Here is a 24124-nt window from a genome sequence, read left to right on the forward strand (position 1 = left end):
CCCTCCCACATGGGATTTCCATTGTTCAAAAGATCGTTTACAGGATGCGCACGCGCAGCGAGCGGCCTTTGATCTTGCCGTCGTTCAGGCGTTGCAACGCTTGCTTGGCGACGCTGCGGTCCACGGCAACGAAGGCCTGGAAGTCGAAGATCGCGATCTTGCCCACCTGGGCGCCAGGGATGCCGGCCTCACCGGTCAACGCGCCGAGGATGTCGCCCGGGCGCACTTTGTCTTTACGCCCGGCGGCGATGCACAGGGTGCTCATCTGCGGCAGCAGCGGGCCGCCGCTCTGCGGCTTGAGGTTGTCCAGTTGGTCCCAGTTCAGCGGCGATTTCTGCAATTGCTCGATGGCTTGGGCGCGGTGCGCTTCGGACGGCGCCACCAGGCTGATGGCGATGCCGGTCTCGCCAGCGCGACCGGTACGGCCGACGCGGTGGATGTGGATTTCCGAGTCGCGGGCCAGTTCGACGTTGATCACCATGTCCAGTGCGTCGATGTCCAGGCCGCGGGCGGCGACGTCGGTGGCCACCAGCACCGAGGTGCTGCGGTTGGCGAACATCGCCAAGACCTGGTCACGGTCGCGCTGTTCCAGGTCGCCATGCAGGCCCACGGCGGAAATGCCCTTGGCGGTCAGGTGATCCACGGTTTCCTGCACTTGCTGCTTGGTGAAGCAGAACGCCACGCAGGAGGCCGGACGGAAATGCGCGAGCACCTTGGTCACGGCGTCCATGCGTTCTTCCGGGGAGATCTCGTAGAAGCGCTGCTCGATCTGGTCATCGGAGTGGAACGCTTCGGCTTTCACTTGCTGCGGCGCGCGCATGAATTTCGAGGCCAACTGCTTGATGCTCACCGGGTAGGTGGCCGAGAACAGCAGGGTCTGGCGGCGGGCCGGGGTCTTGCTGATGATGTCTTCGATGGCGTCGTAGAAGCCCATGTCGAGCATGCGGTCGGCTTCGTCGAGGATCAGCGTGTTCAAACCGTCCAGCACCAGCGAACCTTTGCGCAGGTGTTGCTGGATACGGCCCGGGGTGCCGACGATGACGTGGGCGCCATGTTCCAGGGACGCGATCTGCGGGCCGAGGGACACGCCGCCGCACAGGGTCAGGACCTTGATGTTGTCTTCGGCGCGGGCCAGGCGGCGGATTTCCTTGGCGACCTGGTCGGCCAGCTCGCGGGTCGGGCACATCACCAGGGCCTGGCAGCCGAAGTAGCGCGGGTTGATCGGGTTCAGCAGGCCGATGCCGAACGCGGCGGTCTTGCCGCTGCCGGTCTTGGCCTGGGCAATCAGGTCCAGCCCTTTGAGGATCACCGGCAAGCTTTGCGCCTGGATCTGCGTCATCTCGACATAACCCAGCGAGTCAAGGTTAGCCAGCATGGCGGCGGAGAGCGGCAAAGTATTAAAAGCGGTGGCGATGGTAGTCACGGGACTGGCTCTGCAAAACAAAATGTCGCGCAGTGTACCAGTCCCGTGGGATTTTCCCTGCAAGTTCTCGACGAGACGCCGGCTAGTGCTCGATGTCGTGTTCGCGGCTGACCGTGCGTTTGCCGTCTTTTGGCGACAGTTGCAGGAAGATCGCCGCCGCCAGCATCGCCATGATGCCCACGGTGAGGAAGGTCAGTTGGAAGGCGCCGAGCACCGTGCTCACCCCGTCGTTGCCGCTTTCGGCGGTGAAGCCGCCGAGCAGCGCGCCGGCGCAGGCCACCCCCAGGCTCAGGGACAGCTGCGCCACCACCGAGAGCAAACTGTTGCCGCTGCTGGCCTGGGCGTCGTCGAGGTCGATCAGGGTGACGGTGTTCATCGCGGTGAATTGCAGGGAATTGATCGCCCCCGCCACCGCCAGCATGGTCAGCAGCAGCGGGTAGGGCGTCTGTTCGCTGACCAGGCCCATGCTGGCCAGCATCAGGCCCAGGGCCAGGGTGTTGCCGGTCAGCACCACGCGGTAGCCGAGGCGTTCGATCAACGGTCGCGCCACCGACTTGGCCACCATCGCCGCCGCCGCCAGGGGCAGCATGCTCATCCCGGCCTGGGACGGCGAATAGCCCAGGGCCACTTGCAGCAGCAATGGCACCAGGAACGGCAGGGCACCGCTGCCCAGGCGCGCGAACAGGTTGCCGAGGATGCCCACCGCGAAGGTGCGGGTCTTGAACAACGTGGGTGAAAACAGCGGATTATCGACATGCCCGGCCCGCAGCCAGTACGCCGCCAGGCACGCCAGCCCGCCGAACAGCAGCAACATCACCCGCAGGTGCGGCAGGTGCAGTTCGCCCAGGCCTTCCATGGCGATGGTGATCAGCACCATCGCCGCGCCGAACAGCAGGAAACCGATGCCATCGAAACGTGTGCGCTCGCTGCCGCGCAGGTCGGGGATCAGTTTCCACACGGCGTAGCAGCCGATCATGCCCACCGGCAGGTTGATCAGGAAGATCCAGTGCCAGGTCAGGTATTGCACCATCCAGCCGCCCATGGTCGGACCGAGCAAGGGGCCGAGCAGGCCAGGGATGGTGATGAAACCCATGATCCGCACCAGCTCGGAGCGGGGATACGCACGCAGGACCACGAGCCGGCCCACCGGCAGCATCAACGCGCCCCCCAGGCCCTGGACCACCCGCGCGCCGACCAGCATGGTCAGGCTGCTGGACAGCGCGCACAACAGCGAGCCGATGCTGAACAGCATGATCGCGCCGAAGAAAATCCGCTTGGTGCCGAAGCGGTCGGCGATCCAGCCCGAGGCCGGGATCAGCAGGGCGACGGTGAGCATGTAGGCGATCACCACCCCTTGCATGCGCAGCGGGTTTTCCGCGAGGTCCTGGGCCATGGCCGGCAAGGCAGTGTTGAGAATCGTCCCGTCCAGGGACTGCATGAAGAAGGCAATCGCGACCACCCAGGGGAGCCAGCGGGCGGTCTTGGCATCGAGCTGGACGGAATTGGGCATAGAGGACCTTTTTGTTAGCAGGCTATGTGTCGGCGATTATGCGCCATTCGTCGCGATCTTTCCCACTGGAGGTTCGTCTAGATCCGACAACACCGCGTGCTCGCCCACCAGGAAATCCAACAGCGCGCGGTGCACCGCCAACGCCGCCTCGCGGGACTCCAAGTCAAGTAAATGCCCGGTGTGTTCGGCCACGGCAAAGCTGCTGCGGCCTACGTACTGCTTGAACAACTGGGCGTCGGCGGCCGGGGTGTATTCGTCCAGCGTGCCGTTGAGAAAGTGCACCGGGGTTTCAATCCGCGTGAGGGCCGGCAGGTAATTGCCGTCGCCCAAGGCCAGGACCTGGTGGATATGAAAACGCGCCTGGCGGTACTCGGTGGTGGCCATGTTCGACAGGTGTCGATGGTTGTTGCGCTTGAGGCGCGGCGAGAGGTATTTGCCGACGGTCTCGTTGAGCAAGTGGCCGACGGCGGATTTGTCATCGGCCTCGATCAGCACGCGCACGCGTTCCACATAGTCGAGCATCGCCGGGTTGAGGTGGGGGGCCAGGGCCATCACCACCGAGCTTTCGATCGAGGGCGGATTGTGCGCCAGGGTCAGCAGCGTCGAGATGCCGCCCCACGAGGCCGACACCAAGTGGTTGACCTGGAAGCGCTCGACCAGGGCGCGCAGGATCTGGACCTCATCGTCCTTGGTCACCAGGTCCAGGTCGGGGTTGTGTTCGCGGGAATAGCCGGAGAACGGCAAGTCGAACAGCAGCACATTGAAATGCTCGGCCAGGCATTTACTGGTGCGGGCGAAGGAGCGTGTGGTGGACAGCGCGCCGTTGACCATCAGCACCGTTTTCTTGTGCGGGTCGCAACCCAGTTGCTCTACGTGGACGTTGTAGTGCTTGAACAGCTTTTCAATGACAAAACTTCCATGGTTCATGTCAACGCTCCAGCTTGCCCTTCCCGGGCAAGGTCATGCTCTCGTGGGTGGGGTGGCGGGGTGCCACCAACCGTTATAACGAGGTTTTTTGCAGGCGACAACAGACCGCCCGCGCAGACTGAGAAGAAGAAGGCTTTCTGTAGGAAGGGCCGAAATAGAGATGTCTGAAATCAATACAAGACACTGTGGGAGGGGGCTTGCTCCCACAGGGATTGGGGTCAGAGGGTCAGGGTCAGGCGTTTGACCAGGGCACCCGGCAACAGGTTGGACGCGGTGTTGCGCTGGCTGTACGTACTGGCCGAGAGCAGCAGTTCGCGCTCGGCGGTCAGGGCTTCCAGCTGGGAACCGAGCAGTTGGTAGACGCTGTCGTCGAAGCGCATGGTGCTGACCGGTGCCTTGATCTCGCCGTCCTCCACCCAGAACGTGGCGAAGCGGGTCATGCCGGTCAGGCGCGCCGCCGGCAGGTCGGAGTAGTTCAGGTACCACAGGTTGCTGATGTACAACCCGGTGCCCAACTGTTTGAGGATATCGGCCTGGGCCAGGGAGCCCGCCGCCATTTGCAGGGCGCTGGGGGATTCGTCGCCGCTGGCGCCGTTGGCGCTCAGGCCATATTCGGCGGCGCTGCGCGAGTTGACCAACTGGCCCTCGGCCTGGCCGGCCTTGATCAGCGTGACATCGCTGCGCGGGTAGCCTTCGGCGGAGAACGCCGGGCTCAGGGAGCCGCTGATCTGTTCGTCCACCGTCACCAGCGGGCTCAACGATTGCTCACCGGCATACAGCCGTTGCAGCGAGCTGCCTTTGCTGGCGATGGCCTGGGCGGAAAACCCACCCCAGGTGATGATGCTGACGATTTCTTCCAGCGCGGCCGGCGCCAGGTAGGCGCGGTACTCGCCGGGCGCCAGGGTGTGCAGCGGGCGGCCAAGGAACGCCAACTGCTCGCGGGCCTGCTGGACGCGGCGGGTGAACTCGGCGCTGTTCCATTCATGTCCGGCGTAGCTGGCTTTCACCGCTTCGCCATTGGCATGGAACAGGCTGAAATCGAAGTTGAAGCTGTTGGCCTGATGCCAGCCGAACGCCCCGTCCGAACTGGCGAAGCCCCGGCTGATCGGGCCGGCGGCGTAGAAGCCGACCAGGTCGACACCGGCGGCAGCCTGGCTGATGTCCTCCAGCACATGGGCCAACTCGGGCAGCGGGCGCGCTTGTTCGTTGTGGTTTTGCCAGGCGGTGTGGTTGAGCAGCAGGTACGGGTCGCCGGGCAGCAGCGGCAGGGTCTCGCGCAGTTGTTGCAGGCCTGCGGCGAGGCGCTGGCGGTCCAATTCCGGTTCGCCGGCCAGGGTGATGTCGAGGTCGGCATGCCGGCCATCGTTGATCAGTTTCAGCGTGAGGCTGGCCTGCTGCACCTGCCCGGCCTGCCGCACCTTGGCGTGGTTGAAGCGCACGAACTCGGACGACTCGGCGGCGTAGCCCAGGTGAAAGTGTTCCTTGTCGGTGATGGCTTGATTGAGCCACTGCACCAATGCCTTGAAGTTGTTCATCAGGCATCTCCTCCGAATACGTCAACGTTGCTGAACACACAGGCCGGCGAGGCATGGCCGACGCGGATCACCTGGTTGGGTTCGCCCTTGCCGCAGTTCGGCGTGCCCAACACCTGGAAGGTGCTGGCGTCGCCCACGGCGCTGAGGTTGCGCCAGAACTGCGCGGAAATCGCCCGGTAGTTGGGGTTTTTCACCACGCCCTTGAGTTCGCCGTGTTCGATCAACTGGCCCCATTCGCAGCCGAACTGGAACTTGTTGCGCGCGTCATCAATCGACCACGAGCGGTTGGTGGACATGAGGATGCCGTGTTCGATGCCACCGATCAGCTGTGCCAGGCTCTGGTCGCCGGCTTCGATGTTCAGGTTGGCCATGCGGTCGATCGGTGGGCGGTTCCAACTGCTGGCGCGGCTGTTGGCGACGCCGCTCATGCCCGCGCGAAATTGTGACAACGCGCCGCCCAGGGGCTTGAGCAGCAGCCCTTCGCGGATCAGGAATTGCTTGCTGGCGGCGGTGCCATCGTCGTCGTGGCTGTAGCTGGCCAGTTGTTCGGGGATGCCGGGGTCGAAGGTCACGTTGAGCAGCGGCGAGCCGTATTGCAGATGGCCGAAGTCGCTGGCCTTCACAAAACTGGTGCCGGCGTAATTGCGTTCGTCGCCGAGGATGCGGTCGAGTTCCAGCGGATGGCCGATGGATTCGTGGATCTGCAGGATCATCTGGTCGGGCATCAGCAGCAGGTCGCGCGGGCCCTGGGGCGTGTTGGGCGCCAGCAGCAGTTGCAGGGCTTCGTCGGCAATGCGCGGCGCGGCGCCGACCAGGCCGAAGCGCTCGATCACATCAAAGCCGCCTTGCTGGCCGAAGTTGCTGCCGCCGAGGGTGCGCGACTGGCTGTCGTTGCCGTCGTAGGCGGTGACGTTGACGCCGGGGAACACGAAGCGCTGGGCCTGGCGCAGTTCGGCCCCGGCGCTGTTGAGGTAGATCTGCTCGACGTGGGTCAGGCCGAGGCTGACTTCCCAGTTCACCAGGCGCTCGTCCCGAGGCACGGACGCAGATTCATCGCCGAGCAATTGGTAGCAGTCGCTCAAGGACGGGAAGGCTTGCTCAAGGTTTGGCGACAGGTAGTCGGCGACGTCGCTGGACACGTGTTGGTCGCGCAGGTCGAGCAGGGCATGGGGGGTTATCCGGCGGGCCTGCTGTTCGGCACGTTCGAGCGCGGCTTGCAGGCCGGACAGGGAAAGGTCGTGGGTCGCGGCATAGGCTTCGACACCGTTGACGCGCACGGTGAGCATGGCGCCTTCGTCGTGGTTCAGGTACGGCGGTGCGGCGACGTTCTTGCGCACCGACAGGGAGTGGCCGGACTCGCGCACGTAGCGCAGGGCGAAGAACTCGGCGCTGGTGCGCAGGGCAGCGAAGTGTTTTTTGAGGGTGGTGTGGTGGTCGAACATGGGGCCTTCCTTGTGGGCGGCTCGGCGCGGGCAGGCGAACAGAGTAGGCCTGGGCTGGAAGCTGATCAAGGGAGGGGGTTTTGTGGTGTTTGTTCGGGCGCTATCGGGAGCAAGCCCCCTCCCACCTTTGACCGAGTTCCAACATGAGAAAGCGGTCACATGTGGGAGATTCTATGTTGCAGGACAACCCTGCAACGGCCGATTCGGTTGGTATTCGCTCTGGTTTTTCATCAGGGCGAACGCCACCCGTGCGAGTTTTCGGGCAAGGATTACCAGGGCCTGAGTCTTCTTGAATCCTCTGGCCAGGTACCCTTCATAAAATGGTTTCCAGGTCGCTGAACGACAGGCGGCCATAGCCGAGTTGTGGGCCAGACGCCGTATTTCCGGATCCCCTTTCTTGGTCAGCCTGCGACTCCCCGTCTTTTTTCCCGAGTCATCGACCCTCAAGTCCATGCCCAAAAAAGCGATGAAGGCATTGCTATCCTTAAACTCGCCACGCAAAAAAGCCGTCGCAAATCCGGTTGCCGTCAGTACTCCGACGCCTTCAATGGCCTTGCAACGCTCGATATTTTCGGCGGCTCCAGCCTCTTTGCTCAGGTCGCGCAGCTTTTTTTGAATGGCCAGATCCGAGTGCTTAAACGTCTCCATCAGACATTTCAGCTCTTCTTCCAGGCGCGGCTCATCGGCCCAGCTCTGAGCCAGACTGACGCGCGCCTTGATCAGTGCTGCCCGTCGATGAAGCAGACTTTGCAGGGCCTTGTAAGCCTTGGGTGGCGGGCTCCAAGCGCGTAACCCACCCTGTTCATGCGCCAGATATCGAGCTAGAAGACGAGCATCGCACGGATCATTTTTAGCTCGTTGGCCGACACCGCGACGGTAATGACTCAAGCGATAACCGTCCACGACGTAGACCTGATGACCCAACTCATGGGCCAACTCAACCGTGTCCAAGTGGTAAATATTGGTGGCCTCGACGGCAATGCCACTTTGGGCGGGCAGCGTCTTGAGCCAGCGTTTGAGTGCTGCTCGATTATTGGGGATGGCTTGTGTGGTTTGCAGATCGGCACGATAGACGAGCACCTCAGCCTTGGCCACATCAACACCCACGACCGTTTGCGAAGTAAGGATTGTCATGACGAATCCTCGGAGCTAGGGTTTAAGAGCTTGTTGGGGTCTACCGTTGCGCTGACTTGTCTCTATCGTCGGCCTTGCCGATGAATTCCTTATTGGCGCTTTTGGGTAGAAGGGGTGGGACGAAGTCTCCCACGGTCTGTACTGGTTAGAGTCAGAATCGGGCTTTTAGTCCCACCCACCCCTTCAAGTCTAAACATACAAGGGGGCTTGCTCCCGATACAGACACCCCGGTGTTTCAGTTACTGCACAATTTCCCGCAACGGCTTGCCCCGTACCGGCGCATCGCCGGCCACGTAGTAGTCGGCGGTGCTGCGCGGCAGCGGTTGGCGGCCGCGGATCTTGTCGGCGATTTTCTCGGCGATCATGATCGTCGGCGCGTTCAGGTTGCCGGTGGTGATGATCGGCATGATCGACGCATCGACCACCCGCAGGCCTTGCATGCCATGCACGCGACCTTCGCCATCCACCACTGCCATCGCGTCGCTGCCCATCTTGCACGAGCAGGACGGGTGGAACGCGGTCTCGGCGTGCTCGCGGATGAACTGGTCCAGTTGCTCGTCGGTTTGCACCTCGATGCCGGGGCTGATTTCGCGGCCACGGAACGGGTCGAGGGCCGGCTGTTGCATGATTTCGCGGGTCAGGCGGATGCCGTCGCGGAATTCCTGCCAGTCCTGCTCGGTGGCCATGTAGTTGAAGAGGATGCTCGGGTAGTCCCGTGGGTTCTTCGACTTCAATTGCACGCGGCCACGGCTCGGCGAGCGCATGGAGCCCATGTGCGCCTGGAAACCATGCTCTTTCACGCCGTTGCTGCCGTTGTAGTTAATCGCCACCGGCAGGAAGTGGTACTGGATGTTCGGCCAATCGAAGTCTTCACGGGTGCGGATAAAACCCCCGGCCTCGAACTGATTGCTGGCGCCGATGCCGGTGCCGTTGAACAGCCATTCGGCACCGATGGCCGGCTGGTTGTACCAGAGCAGCGACGGGTACAGCGACACCGGTTGGGTGCACGCATATTGCAGGTACAGCTCAAGGTGGTCCTGCAGGTTTTCGCCGACGCCGGGCAGGTCGTGGACCACCGGGATGTCGAGGCTTTCCAGCAGTTTGGCCGGGCCGACGCCGGAGCGTTGCAGCAGTTGCGGCGAGGCAATGGCGCCGCTGCACACCAGCACTTCTTTGCGCGCACGGGCTTCGACGTGCTCTTCGGCGGCGCCGATCAGGTAACGCACGCCCACTGCACGCTTGCCTTCGAACAGCACTTTATCGGTGAGGGCGTGGGTGACGATGGTCAGGGTGGAGCGCTTTTTTGCCGTGTCCAGGTAACCGCGCGCGGTGCTGGCGCGACGGCCGTTCGGCGTGACGGTGCGGTCCATCGGGCCGAAGCCTTCCTGCTGGTAGCCGTTCAAGTCTTCGGTACGCGGGTAACCGGCCTGCACGCCGGCTTCGACCATGGCGTGGAACAGCGGGTTGTTGCCGGCCTTGGGCGTGGTCACGCTGACCGGGCCGTCGCCGCCGTGGTAGTCGTTGGGGCCGATGTCGCGGGTTTCGGCTTTACGGAAATACGGCAGGCAGTCGCGGTAGGTCCAGTCTTCCAGGCCGGGCAATTTCGACCAGTTGTCGTAGTCCAGGGCGTTGCCACGGATGTAGCACATGCCGTTGATCAGCGACGAACCGCCCAGGCCCTTGCCGCGTCCGCATTCCATCCGGCGGCCGTCCATGTGGGGCTCCGGGTCGGTCTCGTAGGCCCAGTTGTAGCGCCGGCCTTGCAGCGGGAACGCCAGGGCGGCGGGCATTTGGGTGCGGAAGTCGAGACGGTAGTCGGGGCCGCCGGCTTCCAGCAGCAGGACGGTGACGCCTGGGTCTTCGGTCAGACGGGTCGCCAGGGTGTTACCGGCGGAACCGGCACCCACAATGATGTAGTCGTATTCTTGGGACATAAATGCACCCTCTTGGGAGTGGGGGTCAGGTCTTGGGAAAGCCCCCTCCCACCTTTGACCGAGTTCCAACATGAGAAAGCGGTCAAAGTGTGGGAGGGGGCTTGCTCCCGATAGCGGCCTCAAAGTCAACACAACACTCAGGGCTTAGAACACCGAGGCGTAATCGCCCAACTCGACCTGTACCGATTTGATGCGGGTGAAGTTGTTCAGCGAGCTGATCCCGTTCTCACGGCCCACGCCCGACTGCTTGTAGCCACCGACCGGCATTTTCGCGTCGGACTCGCCCCAGGCGTTGATCCAGCAGATCCCCGCTTCCAGCTGATGAATCACGCGGTGGGCGCGGTTCAGGTCTTTGGTGACCAGGCCGGCGGCGAGGCCGAAGTCGGTGTCGTTGGCGCGGCGGATCACTTCTTCTTCGGTCTCGTAGGTGAGGATGCTCATCACCGGGCCGAAGATTTCTTCACGGACGATGGTCATTTCGTCGGTGCAGTCGGTGAACACGGTCGGGGCCACAAAGGCGCCTTTGGCGAAGTCGCCGTCGGTCAGGCGTTCGCCGCCGCACAGCACGCGCGCGCCTTCAGCCTTGCCCTTGGCGATGTAGCCCAGCACGCTTTCCATGTGGGCGAAGCTGACCAGCGGGCCGAAGTTGGTGGTGTCGTCCTGCGGGTCGCCGATGCGAATGCGTGCAACGCGCTCGGCGATCTTGGCTTCGAACGCCGCTTGCAGGTGCTTGGGCACGAACACGCGGGTGCCGTTGGTGCAGACCTGACCGGAGCTGTAGAAGTTGGCCATCATCGCGATGTCGGCGGCGCGATCCAGGTCGGCGTCTTCGAACACGATCAGCGGCGACTTACCGCCCAGTTCCATGGTCACTTCCTTGAGCGAAGAACTCGAAGCGCTGGCCATGACTTTCTTGCCGGTGTCGGTGCCGCCGGTGAACGAGACTTTCTCGATGCGCGGGTGCTCGGTCAGCCAGGTGCCGACTTCACGGCCGCTGCCGGTCAGCACGTTGAACACGCCGGCCGGAACGCCGGCTTCGGTATAGATCTCGGCCAGTTTCAGGGTGGTCAGCGAGGTCACTTCACTCGGTTTGAAGATCATCGCGTTGCCGGCGGCCAGGGCCGGTGCGGATTTCCACAGGGCGATCTGGATCGGGTAGTTCCACGCGCCGATACCGGCGACCACGCCCAACGGCTCGCGGCGGGTGTAGACGAATGAGGTGTCGCGCAGCGGGATCTGCTCGCCTTCGATGGCGGGCACCAGGCCTGCGTAGTATTCGAGCACGTCGGCGCCGGTGACGATGTCGACGTATTTGGTTTCGGAGAAGGCTTTACCGGTGTCCAGGGTTTCCAGGGCGGCCAGTTCATCGTTGCGCTCACGCAGGATGTCGACGGCGCGACGCAGGATGCGCGAACGCTCCATGGCGGTCATGGCGGCCCAGATTTTCTGACCTTTTTCGGCACTGGCCACGGCACGCTCAACGTCATCGAACGTTGCGCGTTGCACATGGGCGAGGACTTCTCCGTTCGCCGGGTTGATGGCTTCGAAGGTGGCATCGCCGCCCGCGTCGCTGTAGCCGCCGTCAATGTAGAGTTTTTGCAGTTCGAAACGGGCCATAAAGTCCTCGCAAGCGCATAAGTGGTTGGCCCGGTCGGGGAGTCGAGCGGTGATACCGGCTCTAACTCGCCTGCTTGGCCAATTGGAAATCCATGTATTCGTACGCGATCCGTTGCGCCTGCGCCGTGTCGAACTCATCTCCCGACAGGGCGCCGCGCAACCACAAACCGTCGATCAACGCCGCCAGGCCCCGGGCCGCGCTGCGTGCATCAGCCAGCGGCAGCACGCGGCGGAACTGGCAGCACAGGTTGGAATACAGGCGGTGATCGTTGATCCGCTGCAACCTGTGCAATGACGGGTGGTGCATGCTGGTGGCCCAGAAGGCCAACCAGGTTTTCATTGCCGGGCCGTTGACCTGGCTGGCGTCGAAGTTGCCGCCGATGATCACTTGAAGGTGGGCCCGTGGGCTGTCGTCCTTCAAGGCTTGCCGACGTTCATGGACGTTCTCGATCAGCGCGTTCATCAGGTAGCGCATCGTCGCCGCGATCAGGCCGTTCTTGTCCTTGAAGTAGTGGCTGATGATGCCGTTCGAGACACCGGCCAAACGGGCGATCAGCGCAATACTTGCATCCCCCATCCCGACCTGATCGATGGCCGTCAACGTGGCTTCGATCAATTGTTGGCGGCGTATGGGTTGCATACCGACCTTGGGCATGTAGCACCTCTCCTTAGGCCTGGCGACGGGCGATGAGCGTTCGTCGACGTGAGGCCAGTCTATTTTGTTTTGATTGAACGTTCAATCAATAAAAAGTGAGTCGAGCGGCAAATAGTCGCTGCCTACCGGTATTTCCTGTCGGTGGTGAGTGACTTCTGACACCTGCGAAAACCCCTGAAACAAGCCACTTCAGGCGTGTTACCGACTGTTGTGGGGCGGGTATTTTCGGGGTGCCTTTATAACACCCGTCCGTCGACGCCTGAAAAAATCCATGAGGCGGGGGATCGGTGGCCGGGTGTCTTGCGCGAGAAGAGGGGCTTATCGCCGGAGAGCCGGCCTTTGCGGGGGGAAATGGCGGTAAAAAAAACGCCGCGAAGATCGCGGCGTTTTCATGTCGGGTGAATCAACCCAGGTTCTTGCCCAGCAGGGCATGGTAGAGCTCAGTGTCACCGAGAATCCCCACCACCCGGTTGTTGTCATGCAACACCAGCTTGTTCCCGGTCTGGTAGCGGATCTGCAAGGCGTCGCGCATGCCGATATTGGAGTCCACCAGTGTCGGTACGCGGCCCAAACCTTCCACCGGTTGCCCCGGTACCCAGTTCTGCAGGTTCACCACTGCGCCATTCTGGCGTGCACCCTGGAGGGTGTTGCCTTCGGCCAGGTCCAGCCACGAGTCGTTGCCGGGGTCGAGGCACACCGAGCCGTTGATGCGTTTGCAGTTGTCCAGGGTGCGCATCAGGCTGCGACCGCACAGCACGTTCAGCGGGTTGGTGTGGGCGACGAAGGTGCGCACATAGTCGTCGGCCGGGTTCAGCACAATCTCTTCCGGCACGCTGTACTGGATGATCTTGCCGTCTTTCATGATTGCGATACGGCTGCCGAGTTTGAGGGCTTCGTCGAGGTCGTGGCTCACGAACACGATGGTCTTGCTCAGCTTGCGTTGCAGCTCCAGCAACTCGTCCTGCAGGCCCTGGCGGATCAGCGGGTCGAGGGCGGAGAAGGGTTCGTCCATCAGCAGGATGTCGGCGTCCATTGCCAGGGCGCGGGCCAGGCCGACGCGTTGTTGCATGCCGCCGGACAGTTCGTCGGGTTTTTTGTTGCGCCACTGGGCCAGGCCCACCAGCTCGAGTTTTTCATCCACCAGCTTGCGCCGGTCTTTCTCCGGGCGGCCCTGCATCTCGAGGCCGAAGCTGATGTTCTCGCGCACCGTCAGCCAGGGCATCAGGGCGAACTTCTGAAACACCATGGCGATGCGTTTGGTGCGCATCATTTTCAGCTCGGCGGGAGTGCAGGAGGCGATGTCGATCTGGCGCCCCTCATGCTCGACGAACAGCTGGCCACGGCTGACGGTATTGAGGCCGTTGATGCAGCGCAGCAGGCTCGACTTGCCGGAACCCGACAGGCCCATCAGCACGCAGATCTCGCCTTTCTCGATATCCAGGCTGGCTTTTTCCACGCCGACGATCTGCCCGGTCTTTTTCAGGATCTCGTTACGGCTCATGCCCTGGTCCAGCAGCTTGAGTGCGTCACGCGGGTCTTTGGAGAAGATCACATCGACATTGTCGAATCGGATAATGCTCATGCATCACCCCCTACTTTGGCGTCGGGTTGTTTACAGATGCGGTCGAGCATGATGGCCAGCAACACGATCGCCAGGCCGGCTTCGAAGCCCAGGGCGATGTCGGCGGTGTTCAGCGCGTTGACCACCGGTTTGCCGAGGCCGTCGGCGCCCACCAGGGCGGCGATCACCACCATCGACAACGACAGCATGATGCATTGGGTAATGCCGGCGGCAATGCTCGGCATGGCGTGGGGCAGTTCAATGCGCGAGAGCAACTGACGGCGCGAGCAGCCGAAGGCCTTGCCGGCGTCCATCAACTCTTGCGGTACATCGCGGATACCCAGGTAGGTCAGACGGATGGGCGCGGCAATCGCGAACACCACCGTGGAGATCAAACCAGGCACCACACCCAGCCCGAAGAGGGTCAGGGTAGGGATGAGGTAGACGAAGGTCGGCACGGTCTGCATCAGATCGAGTACCGGCCGCATCATGGTGTAGAACATCGGTTTGTGCGCGGCAACAATGCCCAGCGGCACGCCGATGACCACGCAGACCAGGGTGGCGAACAACACCTGCGCGAGGGTTTCCATGGTTTCCTGCCAGTACCCCAGGTTCAGGATCAGCAGGAAGGAGGCGATGACGAATACGGTCAGGCCCCATTTGCGTTGAATGAAGTGAGCGAGTAGCGCAATCAGACCGATCAATGCCAGTGGATTGAACCAGGTCAGCGCGAACGTCACGCCGTGGATCATCGTTTCCAGGGTCGATGCGATTGCGTCGAAGTAGTTGGCACCATGTTTGGTCAACCATTCGACGAAGGCAGCGATGTACTGGCCTAGTGGGATTTTTTGTTCAGTCAGCATGGTAGTGAATGTCCACATGCGAAGGGGAAAACATCCCGGGCCAGCGCACCGGCCCGGGGTCAGCAGGGATTACTTGGCGAGGTAGGCTTTGACGGCCTCCAGGCCTGGTTTGCCATCGACGGTGGTGACACCGGCGAGCCAGGTGTCGAGCACTTGCGGGTTCTTTTTCAGCCAGGCCTTGGCGGCGGCGTCGGGTTTCATCTTGTCGTCCAAGACGTTACCCATCAGCGTGCTTTCCATGTTCAGGGTGAACGACAGGTTTTTCAGCAACTGGCCCACGTTGCTGCATTCCTGGGTGTAGCCCTTGCGTACGTTGGTATAGATGGTGGCCTGGCCGTAGTTGGGGCCGAACGAGTCGTCACCGCCGGTCAGGTACTTCATCTTGAAGCGGGTGTTCATCGGGTGCGGTTCCCAGCCGAGGAACACGATGGCCTGGTCGCGCTTGGTGGCGCGTTCCACCTGCGAGAGCATCCCCGCTTCGCTGGACTCGACCACTTTGAAGCCGGCGGTTTTCAGGCCGAAGGCGTCTTTGTCGATCAGGGTCTGGATGGTGCGGTTGCCGTCGTTACCCGGCTCGATACCGTAGATCTTGCCGCCCAGCTCGTCCTTGAATTTGACGATGTCGGCGAAGTCTTTCAGGCCCTTGTTGTACAGCGCCTCGGGGACCGCCAGGGTGTACTTGGCGTTCTCCAGGTTGGCGCGCACGGTTTCCACGGTGCCGGCATCACGGTACGGCTTGATGTCGTTTTCCATGGTCGGCATCCAGTTGCCGAGGAAGATGTCCATGTTCTTGCCGTCGGCCAGGGACTTGTAAGTCACCGGTACCGAAATCATCGTGGTGCGCGGCTTGTAGCCAAGGCCCTTGAGGATTTCGCTGGTGGTCGCGGTGGTGACGGTGATGTCGGTCCAGCCGACATCGGAGAAGTTGACGGTCTGGCATTGTGCCGGTTCTGCAGCGTGCGCCAGGACTGGCAGACTCAGCATGGCGGCCAACAACAACGAGGGTGAACCTTTCATCTGGGTAGACTCCTGTGTTTTTTCTGACGGCATTTGCCGCGCTTTATAAGGGTTGCGGTTGGAGCATGCGATAACAGCTCTGGCACGGTGTCTTGCAAACGAGTCGAGACTGATCATGTACCAGCGAAAATCTGACGCCTACAGGGGGCGTCGTATCCAGTACAGGCAGAGTCGTATCCAGTGTCGGTCAGGTCGCTTACAGATTTTTCCCAGGGAAAAACCCGGCTTTTCGCCCATCTGCACCGCTAAAAACGCCCAGAAAAGTCGATCCCACGGCAGCGACGCGGATGAGCATGGGTGCGTCGGTGTGAGACGCCGCAGGCGGCAGGAAAAGCTTGATGATGCCGCCATCTGGGCGATCTGAGCGTAGCACCTCGTTCAAGCCTGGCCGTGCTTATCGAGGAGTTGTACTGCAATGGCTATCAGTGTTTTCGACCTGTTCAAGATCGGCATCGGGCCGTCGAGTTCTCACACCGTCGGTCCCATGCGCGCCGCGGCGTTGTTCGTTCAGGCACTGCGTGAACGTGGAGTGCTGGAACAGGTCCGGCGCGTCGAAGTCCAGCTGTATGGCTCGTTGTCGGCCACCGGCATCGGCCACGGCAGCGACACCGCCACCATCATGGGCCTGATGGGCGAGTGGCCGGACGCGATCGACCCGACGCAGATCGGCCAGCGGATCCATACCCTGCGCGAAACCGAGACCCTGCTGCTGGACGGGCGCCTGCCGGTGCCGTTCGTGTGGACGCGGGACATGCGCCTGCTCGACGAAAACCTGCCGTTCCATCCCAATGCCATGACCCTGGTAGTGGACGGCGATGATGGCGAATTGCACCGCGACACTTACTACTCGGTCGGCGGCGGTTTCGTCGTCGATGAGGCCCAGGCCCGGAGCGGCGTGGCCGACATGGACCGCACCGAGTTGCCCTATGATTTTTCCAGCGCGGTGGAGCTGCTGCAGTTGTGCAAGACCCACAACCTGCGCGTCGCCGAGTTGATGCTGGCCAACGAAAAGACCTGGCGCTCCGAAGATGAGATCCGCAGTGGCCTGATGAAACTCTGGCGCGCCATGCAAGCGTGCGTGGAGCAGGGCCTCAAGCACGAAGGTATCCTGCCCGGTGGCCTGAACGTGCGCCGCCGCGCCGCCAAGTTGCACCGCAGCCTGCAGGAGTTGAACAAGCCCAATGTGATCGGTTCGACCTTGAGCGCGATGGAGTGGGTCAACCTGTTCGCCCTGGCCGTCAACGAAGAAAACGCCGCCGGCGGACGCATGGTCACCGCGCCCACCAACGGCGCGGCAGGGATCATTCCGGCGGTGCTGCACTACTTCATGAAATTCAGCGACGACGTCACCGAAGCCAACGTGGTCGACTACCTGCTCAGCGCGGCGGCGGTGGGCATCCTGTGCAAGAAAAACGCCTCGATCTCGGGGGCCGAAGTGGGCTGCCAGGGCGAGGTGGGTTCCGCCTGCGCCATGGCCGCCGCGGGGCTTGCCGAGATCCTTGGCGCCACCCCGGAGCAGTTGTGCAACGCCGCCGAAATCGGCCTTGAACACAACCTCGGCCTGACCTGCGATCCGGTGGGCGGGCTGGTGCAAGTGCCGTGCATCGAGCGCAATGCGATTGCCGCGGTCAAGGCGATCAACGCCGCGCAGATGGCCCTGCGCGGCGACGGCCAGCACTTCATCTCCCTGGACCGGGTGATCCGCACCATGCGCGATACCGGCGCGGATATGCACGACAAGTACAAGGAAACGTCGCGAGGTGGGCTGGCGGTGAGTGCGGTTGAGTGTTGAGACCGAGTTGTCTGCATCGGGAGCAAGCCCCCTCCCACATTTGACAGTATTCCCACATCTGAACTTGTGAACACAGTCAGTGTGGGAGGGGGCTTGCTCCCGATAGCGGTGGTCCACTCAACACTGCTCACAAAGTGAACACTCAAACCAAAACCGCCACCTTTTAGCGCGTCGCAAACAGATAAGTAGCTCCCGAACGATTTCCCCGTCGACCGCCCGTCAGATGTGCCTGTGGTGACAGACTCTTCCTACGCGCTGAAAGTGCCTTCCCACAAGTGCTACCGAACTGCTCACACCCCTTGGACAGGCCCGCTCTGGCACCCGATTCGGGCCATATCCCGCACTTCCTGCGTGGGCTTATATAGACGCCTCATGAGGTCGTTTTCAGGATTTGTTGAATAGCCATTCAATTTTAGGCATGGCATTTGCTCTATCCATTCAAAGCCTTTCTCTGCACTGGAGCGAGGCGCAATAACAAGAGCCTCGCCTGAGGCCATCACCTGTTTTGTGTGAGGAGATACCGCGATGACGTCGTTCAACTCAGGGGCCCAACCCCAGAACCGTGCGCCTCAATCCATCGGCTTTTTGCTGCTGGACAATTTCACGCTGATTTCTCTGGCTTCAGCCGTTGAACCGCTGCGCATGGCCAATCAGCTGTCCGGTCGCGAGTTGTATCGCTGGACAACCCTGAGTGTCGACGGCAACCAGGTCTGGGCCAGCGACGGTCTGCAAATCACCCCCGATGCTTCCATGCACAAAGCCCCGGCCCTGGACACTGTGATTGTGTGCGGCGGCGTGGGTATCCAGCGCACCGTTACCCGTGAACATGTGTCGTGGCTGCAAAGCCAGGCGCGCCAGTCCCGCCGCCTTGGCGCGGTATGCACCGGCAGCTGGGCGCTGGCCTGTGCCGGCCTGCTCGATGGGTTCGATTGCAGCGTGCACTGGGAATGCCTGGCGTCGATGCAGGAAGCCTTCCCGCGCGTAACGATGAGCACCCGCCTGTTCACCCTCGACCGCAACCGCTTCACCAGCTCCGGCGGCACCGCGCCGCTGGACATGATGCTGCACCTGATCAGCCGCGACCACGGGCGTGAACTGTCGGCGGCGATCTCCGAGATGTTTGTGTACGAACGCATTCGCAACGAACAGGATCACCAGCGTGTGCCGCTCAAGCACATGCTTGGCACCAACCAGCCGAAGCTGCAGGAAATCGTCGCGCTGATGGAAGCCAACCTCGAAGAGCCTATCGACCTCGACGAACTGGCGGTCTACGTCGCCGTGTCGCGGCGCCAGCTGGAGCGGTTGTTCCAGAAATATCTGCACTGCTCGCCGTCGCGCTACTACCTCAAGCTGCGCCTGATTCGCGCGCGTCAGCTGCTCAAGCAAACGCCGATGTCGATCATCGAAGTGGCGTCGGTGTGCGGCTTCGTGTCCACGCCGCACTTCTCCAAGTGCTACCGCGAATACTTCGGCATTCCGCCACGGGATGAGCGCGTCGGTTCCAACACGACTCAACAAGTGGCGATGATCCCGATTCCCCAGGTGCTGACCTTGTCACCGTTGGCGGGGCCGATGTCGGCATTGAGCCAGGCGCGTAATGAATCGACGTTTGCCAGCGTAAGGCTGTAGACCGCGTTGCCTGCATCGGGAGCAAGTCGAATCGTCGCACCGCCCCTCCCACACGGACTGCATTCACACGTCGAAATTTGTGAACACAGTTAAAGGGGGCTTGCTCCCGATAGCGGTCTGTCAGGCTTTGGTGTTCTGTTTGAACTGCATCAACGCCGGCAACAATTGCTTATCGATGGCCTGACGCACCGCCGGCAGAATCGTCGCGCTGCCGGTGTACATCTGCTCGACCATGCCCTTGAGCGCCTTGGCCCGCGCTTCGCTCAAACCGCGTACCGCACATTCACAGGCCTGTTCGGCACTGGCGCCGCTGGACACCTCGAAACCCAACGAGCGTAGTTGGTTCAGCAGGTCATCCTGGTCAATCAAATCCGCGTGCATCATGACGTTTATCCTGGTTAGGGGAGCGGGGATTGACATGGATTCTGGTAGCCGTCGACGCCCTCGGCAAGGGCGTAACCGGGGAATGACTTGGATGGCTATGAACAGGTCGTTTTTTGGGACTTTTTTGTTTTGGATGTCCATTTTGAGAGGGTGATGGGCAAGGGATAGCTCGCTTGATTGTTTGGCATTAGGATTGCCACAGTTCAAACGCACAGAATGCCTATAAGCTGTTCACACGAGTGGGCTTTTACCCGCTTTGTTGACGCTTAACCCAGCCCAGGCTCTCAGGCAAATCAGAAGGTAATGCAATGCTAAAACTCTTGTCTCTCAAAGGTGTCGGCCCTGCTGAAAAGTTTGGTCCGGTTGAGTTCGCGCCTCGCCTCAATTTCATTACGGGTGACAATGGTCTTGGTAAAAGCTTCCTGCTGGATGCTGCCTGGTGGGCTTTGACGCGGACATGGGCGCGTGGGTCAGAGGCTATTCCTAGAGAATCGTCGAGATCGGCCAGTATTGAGTTCGCGTTTAGCAAGGTGACGACTGGGGACAAAGCAGGCGAAGTCCATTTCAAGGACGGTTTTTGGCGGCAGCCGAAGGCGCGTCCATCCATTCCTGGAATCGTTATCTATGCGGGGGTGGACGGTAGCTTTTCTGCTTGGGATCCTGCGCGTAATTACTGGACTGATCAACAGGCGGGGACTGAAGAAAAAATTCGGGCATTTAACTTTTCTCCAGATGAGGTGTGGAACGGTGCTGTGTCCGAAAAAGGTACCAATATCTGCAATGGCTTGATTCATGATTGGGTCCGATGGCAGCGGACCGCAAGTGACTCGTCCTTCAAGGAGTTGACTGTGGCATTGGATGCGCTGTCTCCCTCGGGTATCGAAAAGTTATCGCCTGGGGAGCCTTGCCATATTGGTCCTCTGGATGAAACCGAATACCCGACATTGCGAATGCCTTATGGCCTTGACGTTCCACTGGTTCATGCTTCTGCAGGTATGCGTCGAATTGCTGCATTAGCCTACATGATTGTTTGGACTTGGAACGGTCATAAGCGAGCATGCAAACAGCGAAAAGTTAACCCTGCCAAAGAGATCATCTTTCTGATCGACGAAGTCGAGTGCCATTTGCATCCGCAATGGCAGCGTCGAATCGTCCCTGCCCTGCTTAAAGTGGTAGAGGAAATGACGCAAGAGAAGGTGGCCGTGCAGCTAATTGTGGCAACCCACTCCCCGTTGGTATTGGCATCTGCCGAGCCTGAATTTATTGAAGAAAAAGATGCGGTTTTCAACATCCATCTTGACCGAGGACAGGCCAAAATCACCAAAGAGGTCTGGTCCAAGCAGGGCGATGTGGTGAACTGGTTGGTGTCGGATGTTTTTGGTTTGCAACAGGCCCGCTCGGTGGCAGCGGAGGAAGCTATCGAAGCCGCCGAAGCCTGGATGCGTGACGATAAGGACGCGTTGCCGGAAAACTTGGCAACGCAATCAGCTATTCATCAAGAACTGGTTCGTGTTTTGCCCGGCCTTGATGATTTTTGGCCGCGATGGATAGTGTCTCAGGGAAAACCTGAGAAAGAGTCGAAAGGAAAAAGGTCATGACGCCCGTTTTGAACCCTATTCCAGAGCCTGAAAAATTTGACGAGAAATGTCGCAAGCCAGGTGGCCTCTGGTTGAGAGCACACCCGACAGCCGAGCGGCCGAGAGACTTGTGGTCCCCTTTCAGGCATGCGCTTGCCGATGGGTTTGATGATCGATGTGGTTATGCCGCAATGTATATTCCCAGCGGTACAGTCGATCACGGCATCAGTTTCAACGAAGACCCGTTGCTCGCCTATGAGTGGTCGAACTACCGATTTATTGATGGATGGATCAATAGCTCCAAAAGTAAGCAGGTGGCTGCTGATTTGTTGGACCCCTTTGAAGTGCAGGAGGGGTGGTTTGAGATCAGTTTGCCGTCTCTCCAACTGGTATTAACTGACGCGGTTCCTGCGGAATTTAGAGCTCGCGCTGAAAACACCCTGAAAAAGCTACCGCTCAGGGATGATGAGCGGATATTGAGGCCTCGACGCAAATGGCTGAGCCTTTACGAGAAGACCGGAAATTTAGAAATGCTCCGTGAAATGGCTCCTCTTATCGCTACCGCTGTTGAAAAGAAACTGGCCTTGGAAGCGGCCCATGCGCCAGCGCCGGGGAATCAGTGAACCACCGTAGCAATCACTCCGATTAAGTACGGAAAACGATACCCGCGGCGGTGCTTTGCAGGGTGGCTCCTGATTATTTCCTGGCTGGCAGGCCGATGACGCGACCGAGCAGGGCGGGGCGCGGCAGGTCGGTTTGTGCGGCGTCGATGGCGGCGAGCGCTGCCAAGGTCGCTGCGGTGAACGGCGCTGAACGCGGCCCGGCGAGATCGACGTGCAGCAGCATCTGTTCATTGCCGGCCAGTTCCCGTGCTTCGCCGACCCGATGCAGGCTGTGATACAGATGCAGGCGCTTGGCGTCATGGCCGATCAGTTGCGTGTGCACCTCCACCTCGGTCCCGAGTTTCACTTCGTGCAGGTAATTCAGGTGCAGTTCCAGGGTGAACAGCGAATGGCCGCTGGCTTCGCGGTTGTCGCTGTCCAGGCCGAGGATGTCCATCAACGCGTCGGTGGCGTAGCTGAAGATCAGCAAATAGAACGCGTCGCGCAGATGGCCGTTGTAATCCACCCAGGCGGGCTGGACCTGGGTGGTGTAGGTGGTCAATGCAGGCATTGTCGGGTTCCCGTTATTCGGCGAAGGTCATGCCGTGTTTTTCCTTGGTGGTTTTCACCGCGTCCAGCACCGCCAGCAGGCAATCGTCACGATAGCGCTCCAGCGCCGGAATGCTGTGGGTGCCCAGTTGATCGGTGGTGCCATCGACCACATCGTCGATCAATTTGTCGGTCAGCTCCGGCGCCGGCAGGTAGGTCCACGGCAACTGCAGGGCCGGACCGAATTGCGCCATGAAGTGACGCATGCCGGCATCGCCGCCGGCCAGGGTATAGGTGAGAAAGGTGCCCATGAACGACCAGCGCAAGCCGGCGCCAAAGCGGATTGCGTCGTCGATTTCACCGGTGGTGGCCACACCGTCATTCACCAGGTGCAGCGCCTCGCGCCACAACGCTTCAAGCAGGCGGTCGGCGATAAAACCGGGGACTTCCTTGCGCACATGCAGCGGGCGCATGCCGAGGGATTCATACACCTGGATCGCGGCCTGGATCGCCTCGGGCGCGGTGTGTCGACCGCCGACCACTTCCACCAGCGGCAACAGGTAGACCGGGTTGAACGGGTGGCCGACCACGCAGCGTTCCGGGTGGGTCGAGCCTTCGTAGAATTCACTCGGCAACAGGCCCGAGGTGCTGGAGCCGATCAGGGCATTCGGCTTGGCCGCCGCACTGATCTTGCTGTGCAGTTCGAGTTTCAAGTCCAGGCGTTCCGGGGCGCTTTCCTGGATGAAGTCGGCGTCTTTCACGCACGCCTCGATGGTGTCGACAAAACGCAGGCGGTCTTGGGACGCGCCGGGGGCCAGGCCCTGTTTCTCCAAGGCGCCCCAGGCGTTGGCGACACGTTTGCGCAGCGCGGCTTCGGCGCCGGGCGCGGGGTCCCAGGCCACCACGTCGAGGCCGTGGGCTAGGGCGCGGGACACCCAGCCGCTGCCGATGACACCGCTGCCGAGGGCGGCGAAGGTTTTGATCTCAGTGATAAAGCGCATGGCGACATTCCTGAATGATGGAGTGAATCTCTGTGGGAGGGGTTAGCCGCGTTTTTTCAGGCCCATTTTTATGCGCCCTTCGGCTGGGGTCAGGACCCGCGCGCCGAGGCGGCTGAGGATTTCACTGGCGCGTTCCACCAGTTGACCGTTGGTGGCCAGCACGCCCTTATCCAGCCACAGGTTGTCTTCCAGCCCGACCCGCACGTTGCCGCCCAGCAGCACCGCTTGCGCCGCCATCGGCATCTGCATGCGGCCGATACCGAAGCCGGCCCACACTGCGCCGGCCGGCAGGTTGTCGACCATGGCCTTCATGGTGGTGGTGTCGGCCGGCGCGCCCCATGGGATGCCCAGGCACAGTTGGAACAGCGGGTCGTCGAGCAGGCCTTCCTTGATCATCTGTTTGGCGAACCACAGGTGGCCGGTGTCGAAAATTTCCAGCTCGGCCTTTACGCCCAATTCCTGGATGCGTTTGGCACCGGCCCGCAACTGCGCCGGGGTGGACACGTAAATGGTGTCGCCATCGCCGAAGTTGAGGGTGCCGCAATCGAGGGTGCAGATTTCCGGCAGCAGTTCTTCCACATGGGCCAGGCGTGTCAGCGGGCCGACCAGGTCGGTGTTGGGACCGAAGGCCATGGGGTTCTCGCCGCCGCCGATCTCCAGGTCGCCGCCCATGCCGGCGGTGAGGTTGACGATGATGTCGATGTCGGCCTCGCGAATGCGCTCCATCACTTCACGGTACAGGGCCACGTCGCGGCTGAACTTGCCGGTCTCGGGGTCGCGCACATGGCAGTGCACCACGGTGGCGCCGGCCTTGGCGGCTTCCACGGCGGCGGCCGCGATTTGCTTGGGGGTGACCGGCACGTGGGGGCTTCTGGCGGTCGTGTCGCCAGCACCGGTGAGTGCGCAGGTGATGATGACGTCGTGGTTCATGGGGCAGGTTCCTTACAGGCGTGGTGGTGCCGTTCGCGATCG

General features: G+C 61.4%; 20 protein-coding genes. 4 read left to right on the forward strand and 16 right to left on the reverse strand.

Annotated features, from left to right (window positions below; translation table 11 throughout):
- Nucleotides 1-37: 37 nt before the first annotated feature.
- The 12 genes from dbpA to BLR63_RS24785 all read right to left on the reverse strand — a co-directional run bounded on the left by dbpA (nucleotide 38) and on the right by BLR63_RS24785 (nucleotide 15618).
- Nucleotides 38-1375: an ATP-dependent RNA helicase DbpA gene (gene dbpA, locus BLR63_RS24725; protein WP_231998194.1), complete on the reverse strand. Its 1338-nt coding sequence runs from the start codon at nucleotides 1373-1375 to the stop codon at nucleotides 38-40.
- Nucleotides 1376-1505: 130 nt separating this feature from the next.
- Entirely contained in the window at nucleotides 1506-2933 is a 1428-nt protein-coding gene (gene mdtD / locus BLR63_RS24730; RefSeq protein WP_010565941.1) for a multidrug transporter subunit MdtD, read from the reverse strand.
- Between the two features lie 36 nt (nucleotides 2934-2969).
- A complete protein-coding gene (locus tag BLR63_RS24735; protein ID WP_010565942.1) occupies nucleotides 2970-3860 on the reverse strand; it encodes an alpha/beta fold hydrolase in 891 nt (296 codons plus the stop codon).
- Between the two features lie 218 nt (nucleotides 3861-4078).
- Nucleotides 4079-5395: a TldD/PmbA family protein gene (locus tag BLR63_RS24740; RefSeq protein ID WP_010565943.1), complete on the reverse strand. Its 1317-nt coding sequence runs from the start codon at nucleotides 5393-5395 to the stop codon at nucleotides 4079-4081.
- A complete protein-coding gene (locus BLR63_RS24745) occupies nucleotides 5395-6837 on the reverse strand; it encodes a TldD/PmbA family protein (protein WP_010565944.1) in 1443 nt (480 codons plus the stop codon). The genes BLR63_RS24740 and BLR63_RS24745 overlap by 1 nt, the downstream gene beginning before the upstream one ends.
- A gap of 171 nt (nucleotides 6838-7008) precedes the next feature.
- Nucleotides 7009-7971, reverse strand: a complete 963-nt coding sequence (locus BLR63_RS24750) for an IS110 family transposase (protein WP_010568165.1) — start codon at nucleotides 7969-7971, stop codon at nucleotides 7009-7011.
- A gap of 239 nt (nucleotides 7972-8210) precedes the next feature.
- Entirely contained in the window at nucleotides 8211-9905 is a 1695-nt protein-coding gene (gene betA / locus BLR63_RS24760) for a choline dehydrogenase (protein ID WP_010565945.1), read from the reverse strand.
- Nucleotides 9906-10049: 144 nt separating this feature from the next.
- On the reverse strand, nucleotides 10050-11522 hold the full coding sequence (gene betB, locus BLR63_RS24765) for a betaine-aldehyde dehydrogenase (protein ID WP_010565946.1): 1473 nt from the start codon (nucleotides 11520-11522) through the stop codon (nucleotides 10050-10052).
- Between the two features lie 61 nt (nucleotides 11523-11583).
- On the reverse strand, nucleotides 11584-12177 hold the full coding sequence (gene betI / locus BLR63_RS24770; protein WP_010565947.1) for a transcriptional regulator BetI: 594 nt from the start codon (nucleotides 12175-12177) through the stop codon (nucleotides 11584-11586).
- Between the two features lie 403 nt (nucleotides 12178-12580).
- On the reverse strand, nucleotides 12581-13759 hold the full coding sequence (choV, locus tag BLR63_RS24775) for a choline ABC transporter ATP-binding protein (protein WP_010565948.1): 1179 nt from the start codon (nucleotides 13757-13759) through the stop codon (nucleotides 12581-12583).
- The gene (choW, locus tag BLR63_RS24780) at nucleotides 13756-14601 is read right to left on the reverse strand and encodes a choline ABC transporter permease subunit (RefSeq protein ID WP_010565949.1); all 846 of its coding nucleotides are present in this window, start codon (nucleotides 14599-14601) and stop codon (nucleotides 13756-13758) included. Before choW ends, choV begins: the two co-directional genes overlap by 4 nt.
- A 69-nt stretch (nucleotides 14602-14670) precedes the next feature.
- The gene (locus BLR63_RS24785) at nucleotides 14671-15618 is read right to left on the reverse strand and encodes a choline ABC transporter substrate-binding protein (RefSeq protein ID WP_010565950.1); all 948 of its coding nucleotides are present in this window, start codon (nucleotides 15616-15618) and stop codon (nucleotides 14671-14673) included.
- Between the two features lie 415 nt (nucleotides 15619-16033).
- On the opposite strand from BLR63_RS24785, the gene BLR63_RS24790 reads away from it, so the two are divergent.
- Nucleotides 16034-17410, forward strand: coding sequence for an L-serine ammonia-lyase (locus tag BLR63_RS24790; RefSeq protein ID WP_010565951.1), 1377 nt, complete (start codon nucleotides 16034-16036; stop codon nucleotides 17408-17410).
- A 525-nt stretch (nucleotides 17411-17935) separates the two neighbouring features.
- The gene (gene gbdR, locus BLR63_RS24795; protein WP_010565952.1) at nucleotides 17936-19039 is read left to right on the forward strand and encodes a choline metabolism transcriptional regulator GbdR; all 1104 of its coding nucleotides are present in this window, start codon (nucleotides 17936-17938) and stop codon (nucleotides 19037-19039) included.
- Between the two features lie 120 nt (nucleotides 19040-19159).
- Here gbdR and BLR63_RS24800 read toward each other — a convergent pair whose 3' ends face one another.
- The gene (locus tag BLR63_RS24800; RefSeq protein WP_010565953.1) at nucleotides 19160-19423 is read right to left on the reverse strand and encodes a hypothetical protein; all 264 of its coding nucleotides are present in this window, start codon (nucleotides 19421-19423) and stop codon (nucleotides 19160-19162) included.
- A 308-nt stretch (nucleotides 19424-19731) separates the two neighbouring features.
- Here BLR63_RS24800 and BLR63_RS24805 point away from each other — a divergent pair, with 308 nt between their 5' ends.
- Together BLR63_RS24805 and BLR63_RS24810 are read left to right on the forward strand one after the other, a co-directional pair.
- Nucleotides 19732-21021 (forward strand): AAA family ATPase, encoded by a 1290-nt coding sequence (locus BLR63_RS24805; protein ID WP_010565954.1) that lies wholly within the window; start codon nucleotides 19732-19734, stop codon nucleotides 21019-21021.
- Complete coding sequence (locus BLR63_RS24810) at nucleotides 21018-21623, forward strand: hypothetical protein (protein WP_010565955.1); 606 nt, start codon at nucleotides 21018-21020, stop codon at nucleotides 21621-21623. Before BLR63_RS24805 ends, BLR63_RS24810 begins: the two co-directional genes overlap by 4 nt.
- A 73-nt stretch (nucleotides 21624-21696) precedes the next feature.
- On the opposite strand, the gene BLR63_RS24815 is transcribed toward BLR63_RS24810, so the two are convergent.
- Genes BLR63_RS24815 through BLR63_RS24825 form a run of 3 tightly spaced genes read right to left on the reverse strand, consistent with a single transcriptional unit; the run spans nucleotide 21697 to nucleotide 24082 of the window.
- A complete protein-coding gene (locus BLR63_RS24815; RefSeq protein WP_010565956.1) occupies nucleotides 21697-22173 on the reverse strand; it encodes a thioesterase family protein in 477 nt (158 codons plus the stop codon).
- A gap of 13 nt (nucleotides 22174-22186) precedes the next feature.
- Nucleotides 22187-23152: an L-carnitine dehydrogenase gene (locus tag BLR63_RS24820; protein WP_010565957.1), complete on the reverse strand. Its 966-nt coding sequence runs from the start codon at nucleotides 23150-23152 to the stop codon at nucleotides 22187-22189.
- Nucleotides 23153-23194: 42 nt separating this feature from the next.
- On the reverse strand, nucleotides 23195-24082 hold the full coding sequence (locus tag BLR63_RS24825) for a BKACE family enzyme (protein ID WP_010565958.1): 888 nt from the start codon (nucleotides 24080-24082) through the stop codon (nucleotides 23195-23197).
- Nucleotides 24083-24124: the final 42 nt, after the last annotated feature.

Source organism: Pseudomonas extremaustralis (assembly GCF_900102035.1).
Lineage (GTDB): Bacteria > Pseudomonadota > Gammaproteobacteria > Pseudomonadales > Pseudomonadaceae > Aquipseudomonas > Aquipseudomonas extremaustralis.